Origin of the sequence: Flavobacterium sp. UBA4854 (assembly GCF_002399805.1) — a bacterium.
GTDB lineage: Bacteria > Bacteroidota > Bacteroidia > Flavobacteriales > Flavobacteriaceae > Flavobacterium > Flavobacterium ginsengisoli.
Genome location: NZ_DHEI01000003.1, coordinates 27,147 through 33,479, shown reverse-complemented (window position 1 = coordinate 33,479; position 6,333 = coordinate 27,147). Strand labels below are relative to the sequence as shown.

Annotated in this window: 5 protein-coding genes; all 5 read right to left on the bottom strand. The window is 31.9% G+C overall.

Annotation, left to right across the window (positions count from 1 at the left end; translation table 11 throughout):
* Positions 1-467, bottom strand: a 467-nt coding sequence (locus B3J44_RS00430) for a YeiH family protein (protein WP_286964866.1), incomplete at its 3' end; no start/stop codon positions are given.
* Between the two features lie 75 nt (positions 468-542).
* Positions 543-1,439 (bottom strand): LysR family transcriptional regulator, encoded by an 897-nt coding sequence (locus B3J44_RS00425; protein ID WP_286964864.1) that lies wholly within the window; start codon positions 1,437-1,439, stop codon positions 543-545.
* A gap of 89 nt (positions 1,440-1,528) precedes the next feature.
* Complete coding sequence (locus B3J44_RS00420; protein WP_286964862.1) at positions 1,529-3,556, bottom strand: hypothetical protein; 2,028 nt, start codon at positions 3,554-3,556, stop codon at positions 1,529-1,531.
* Between the two features lie 79 nt (positions 3,557-3,635).
* Positions 3,636-4,382 carry a 3-oxoacyl-[acyl-carrier-protein] reductase gene (gene fabG, locus B3J44_RS00415; protein ID WP_286964860.1) on the bottom strand — a complete coding sequence of 249 codons (747 nt, stop codon included), beginning with the start codon at positions 4,380-4,382 and terminating at the stop codon, positions 3,636-3,638.
* Between the two features lie 507 nt (positions 4,383-4,889).
* On the bottom strand, positions 4,890-6,230 hold the full coding sequence (locus tag B3J44_RS00410; protein ID WP_349678276.1) for a DUF4302 domain-containing protein: 1,341 nt from the start codon (positions 6,228-6,230) through the stop codon (positions 4,890-4,892).
* Positions 6,231-6,333 lie beyond the last annotated feature (103 nt).

Sequence of the window (6,333 nt, the reverse complement as noted above, 5' to 3'; positions counted from 1 at the left end):
AAAATAACTCCTAAAGCTATTGAGGTTTGATTTTCGTTCGATTTGATTACAGGGGAAATAGCGGCAATCGCGCTTCCTCCACAAATTGCTGTTCCGCAAGAAATTAAATGAGAAGTTTTTTTCTCTGTTTTAAGCCATTTCCCTAATAGAAATCCGAAAATCAAAGTGCTGAATATTGAAAAGACAGTTAAAACAAATCCTTCTTTTCCCGCTGAAACTGCGCTATTTGCGTTCATTCCAAATCCTAAACCTACTACAGAGAATTGCAATAAAAATGTAATTGCTTTGTGATTGAATTCTACAAACGGATTTCCAAAAAGGTTCACAATTAAAACACCCAATAAAAGTGCTACTGGAGGAGAAATAATCGAAAATAAACATAATAGAATTACGGCAAGAAAAAGTACTTGCTGTACAGATTGATTAATTTCAAATAATTGTGCTGATGTTTGTTCTTTTGTTTTCAAAATAAAAGTAATTGATATTTACTCTGCAAAGTTCTATTGTTTATCTTAAAAACGCTAATCGTAAATTGCAATTGGCTATAACTTCAAGTTATAATGAGATGCTAAATTCTGAATAAACAATTCTGATAGTGAGTCTGACTTTCCTTGTAAAGTTATGATGTAAAAATATCTTTCAATTGCTAATTGTTCGACATCTAAAACGATTAATTCTTTATTTTTCAACTCTTTACTTACAGCATGAATAGACATAAAAGCAAAACATTCTGAATTTAGCAAATATGATTTTATACTTTCTGTACTTCCTAATTGCATCTCGATTTGCAAATCTGTCAGTTTTAAGTTGGCTTTTTTTAATGCAAATTCTATAACTTCAAGTGTTCCAGAACCGCGTTCTCGAGTTATGAATTTCATTGATTTTAAATCAGTTATTGAAATTTCATTTTGTTGCACCAACGGATTTTTACTGCTACAGACTAAAACCAATTCATCTTTTAAAAACGGAATGTATTTTATGGATTGATTTTTAGATTGTCCTTCAACAATTCCGATTTCGATTTCTTTATTGATTAAAGCATTTTCAATTTGTTCTGTATTTCCATTCAACAAATTGACTTTTATGTCTTTTTGCTTTTGATGAAAACTAGCTAAAACTGGAGAAATAATATATTGCGAAATGGTTGTACTTGCTCCTAGTCTAAGCAAACCTTGACGTTCTTTATTGAAAGAACTCATTTCAAAGTCTATTTCGCGATAAATATCAAAAATACTTTTAGTATATTTTAGAAGAATTTTACCTGCTGGAGTTAAGGCGATTTTAGAACCGTTTCGCTCGAAGAGTTTGGTTTTATAGGTTTCCTCTAATTCATGGATATGTTTAGAAACTGCTGGCTGAGTGATATACAATTCTGTTGCCGCTTTAGTAAAATTAAGGCGGAGCGCAACGGTGTAGAAAACTTTTAGCCTGAAGTCCATAACTATTGTTTGGTTTAGTTTGTTTCATGTTTAAAGTTTCAAGTTATGCAAAAACTTTGAAACTTTATCTCTCTGAACCTTTGTAACTTTTAAAGCAATCCATTATACTTTCTAACAAACCATTCTGCTGTAAACAATGTAGCAATCAAAATCAATAACCAAACCCAGTCAATAATCGGGGTTTTGCTTGAGATATTTTTTTCGATTGATTTGTATTCTTTGTTTTCTAAAAGTGTATTAATCAATTGATCGGATTGATTTTCAAAGAAAGCTTTCCCTTCTGTTTGTTGCGCTAATTGCTGTAATTTAATTACGTCAGGATTTACGAATTGCTTTTCGATATCAAAATCTAAGATTTCAAAATGGCTTGCGTATGAAGTATTTGAATTTAATTCTTTTACAGTAAAATTATACTTTCCGGCTGGAAGTCCTTCTAAGTTAGCTGAAAAAGAATTACTTCCTTTCAGTAAATCGTAATTTTTAGTTTGTTTGGTCGCAGCATTTACAACAGTAATTGTAAGTCTGGCTTTTTCGTCAAACTCATAATTTTTATTGAAATATTGTGCATTTATGATAATTTCTTCTCCAGAGTTATAAAAACTTTCGTGTGTAACTACCAAAGATTTTTTTGAAGCCGATGACGCTAGATATTGAACTATTTTATCAATAAAAATATCATACTTTTCAAATGATTGATTGTCAACATGACTTTGCAAACGCCACTTCCAGCTGTTTTCTCCAAGAAGAAAAGCGGTTCTTTTTCCTTGATTTTCGGCAAAAGCCAATAATGGAGCATTTGTAGAAGCATTTCTAATTTTCGAAGAAAGCAAAACAGATACATTTCCGTTTGTACTTATATTTCCGAACGGATTCTGTAAAGGTGGGAAATTTTCAAAACCGATATCATCGATTGCAAACAGATTAAAGTCTGGATGGAATTCGCTAAGAAAATCTTCTCGCTGATTGCTCATTTTAAAAATCAGATTATTTTGCTGCTGATTTAAAAAATTGAAATCGGTGTTGTTTCCTGTTATGATAAAGCTATTCGTTCCTTTTAATTTATTGTTGTCAAATATAGCTTTGAAAGCTCCTGTTGGCTGATACAAAATTAAAACAGAAATATCATCTAAATTATTAATTTCGTTTGGCTTAACTAATATTACTTTACGCTGTGCATTAACTTCGATTGAACGTTTTAATGCAGCAATATCTGGGTGGTTTATAGCTGAAACAATTGCAATAGTAGACTTTTGATCGATAATTTCAACAGCAAAATTTTTGATGTTATTGTAACTGTTTTTCTCTTTTGCTGAGGATTGTATGCTGGCCTTATAAATTTGTAATCCAACTTTATCTGCTGGCAATAATAGATTTAAAGAAGCTGTTTTTTTTGATGGCGAGAAAGAAAGTTTTTCTTTTGCTACAACAGTATTTCCTTGCGAAATAGTAAATTCTGCATTGGTAGTTTTGTCGCCAGCATATTGTAGAAAAACTTCGACAGGAAATTTATTTTTATGAAAAGCGTATTTATTTACGTTGAGCTGATTGATTTTTAAATCAAAAAAAGTGGTTGTATCTCCCACAACCAAAGGATAAACTTTATTGACAGGATCGAATCTATAAACATAGTCGTTTCCTGTAGTCTGATTTCCGTCTGTAATAATTACAGTTGGAAAAATCAGGTTTTTGTTGATGCTTTTTAAATTCTTTGCAACTTCGTCTAAATTGGTTTGATTTCCTTTGAAATCAAATTTGTCTGAAGTTTTAAAATCGTTGTCAAATTGATAGGTTTGAATATCGAATTTTTCTTTTAAAGCAGGATTTGAAACCAGTTTTTGGTATAATTCAACTGCTTTTTTATCTGATTTTAGCGCCACAATAGAACTCGAATTATCGACCACAACGGCTAAAGGCGTTTTGGTAATTTCGAGAGAATTTTTAGAAATAATCGGATTTATCAATAAGACTAACAACCCGAAGATGGCCAAAAAACGTAAAAAAGCCAAAAGTATTATCACATTGGATTTACTTTTGGCTTTAAAAAAATATTGAAAGTACGATAAACCACCAGCAATTACTAAAGAAAGCAATAATAAAAGAATCGTGTTTGTCGTCATAATTTATTTAGTAATAGGAAGATTAATAATTCAAAGATTTCAAAACCTTTGAACCTTTGCAACTTAGTACCTCAGTACCTTATGTAAGCATTCCTCCGCAAACATTAAGAACTTGTCCTGTAATGTAACCGCTCATGTCTGAAGCAAGGAATAAACAAGCATTTGCTACGTCTTCTGGAGTTCCTCCACGTTTCAACGGAATACCTTCTCTCCATCCTTTTACTACATCTTCTGATAATTTTGCAGTCATTTCAGTTTCGATAAAACCTGGAGCGATTGCGTTGCAACGAATGTTACGAGAACCTAACTCAAGAGCTACAGATTTTGTAAATCCGATTGCACCAGCTTTAGAAGCTGCATAGTTTGTCTGGCCTGCGTTTCCAGAAACTCCAACAACAGAACTAATGTTGATGATAGATCCTGCTCTTTGTTTTAAGAAAGTTTTCTGAATCGCTTTTGTCATATTAAAAACCGATTTCAAATTCACATCAATTACTTGGTCAAAATCTGCCTCAGACATACGCATTAGCAAATTGTCTTTTGTAATTCCAGCATTATTGATTAAGATGTCAACAGTTCCAAAATCTGCTAAAACAGCATCAACAAAAGTCTGAGCTTCGTTAAAATCTGCTGCATTAGATTGGTATCCTTTAGCTTTTACTCCTAAACTATTTAATTCTGCTTCTAAAGCTTTTGCAGATGCAGCAGATGAGCTGTATGTAAAAGCAACGTTTGCTCCATGTTTAGCAAAAACTTCAGCAATTCCTTTTCCAATTCCACGGCTTGCACCAGTAATAATTGCAACTTTTCCTTCTAGTAATTTCATATTAAGGTATTCGTTTTTATTTTTTGAATTACAAATATAGATTATTTGAGCATTTAATAAAATTTGTAATCCAAAAATTGGCTTAAGAATTTTAGATGTTGCTAAAACAAAAAAAACAGCTCATAAAATGAGCTGTTTCCCCCAAAATAAAAAAACAAAACTAAAAGCTTAAATATGATTTTGTTTCGATTTAAGAAACATACTAAGTTTTAATGGTTATAGCTTAAAAATTGTTTCTTAATATATCTATTCTTCTTTATTCTTTTCAATCTTATCATAGACTATACAACCAAGCGCAATTATTATTGACAGATATAGATAAGGTCTTAAATATTCATAGTAGTATTGATTTATAATAAGTAAACCTATACCCCAAAACAATATCGCAATAGTTGCGGGTGTAAATATTTTTTTAATCATAATATCTAGAAATAAGAAGTTTATTATTTTGATTCAGAAATTATGTTTGGTAAAAGCAACTCACAAGAGTGAGTTGCTTTTTATATATTATTGAAGCTTCCAAGTTGTCATTCTAAACGGACTTGAAGCGCTTGTAAATGTATATACAGGGTCTGAGTAGTATAATCTGAAGCTTTCAGCTTTCACATAAAGTCCTTCAGGATCCATGAAATATTTATCTATACTCGCTAAGAAAGCTGGTGTTGCTACTGTAGTATTTCCGTTCCATGATGCATGTTTCAGAATTACTTTTTTACCATCTGCATCTTCTTCAGCAGTTACGTAATGAAATAAAGCACCTCTTCCCACGAAAGTGTAATAAATAAAAGTTCCGATAGAGTGATTCGCATATATCTGAATAGATGCTATACTTTGTCCAGCTGGTAACATTGCATTGACTTTTTCTAATTCAGCATATAACAATGGTGAATTAGCAGGAGAATCTATTGTGTAATCATCTACAAAGAATCCAAACCATGAAAGAGGTTTGCCTGGAAGCAAGAATTTATAATCATCTGTAAGGACTAAAGGCTTCGTTGTATATTTTATCACAGCAGATACCCCACCTGTTCCTGTTGCTGTAAAACTTCCGTCAGCGTCATTATATGTGAAATTTGATAATTTTTGTCCGCCTACTTCAACCGCAGGACTTACTATTATTCCTGTTGGAGTATATCCAATTCCTAAATCGTAACTTACAGAATAGCCGCTTTCAATAGAATTTGATGTTGCAAAACGAGTTGCAGCCGCAAATGAAAAATCAAATTTATGAGTGGTTGTTCCATCGTTAGTTTCAAGAAGTCTAAAAAGCGGCCTTTCTTCTCCTCCAATAACATTTTGTTCCATTACAAGGTTTTTAGGCAAATCTGCCCAATCTTCTGCAGTAGCTTTTACAAAACGCAATTCTTGATTGCTTCTATTGGTTCTAAAGATAATCTCGCCATTTTCTTGTCCGTAGTACAAAAATTGAAAATCTCCTAAATAACCTTTAGCTCTCAAAGCTGGAATAGGATAATTGTTTGAATCTGATAAAAGGTGAATTCTATTTTTTGTAGTAAAAGTTAAACTTACTGTACTTCCTACTTGAATAGCATATTCACTTTTATGCGCATCTGTATCCGAATCAAAATCTGATGCCATAACTACAGTTCCGTCTGCCGCAAATCTAAACAAGTGTGTATATCCTCCTAAAACAGTGTTATCAGTAAAATAAACCGCTTTCCATCCTTGTGGAGACGAAAGCAAAGCCTCACTTAATTCTGTTTTTTGATTATTTAGACGAGTTGTAGGCGTTTCATTAAAAAGTTGTTCTGCATCTGTATTATCATTACAGGCGATCAATTGCAGTATTAAAACAGCTGCAAATAAGTACTTATATAGTTGTTTCATTTTCATAATGCTTGTTTTAATTAATTACAGATGTTGTATTTTTTTCTGCTTCATCTCTTAAAGCATAAAAATCCATATTGAATGCTTCTTTAAAATATTTCAC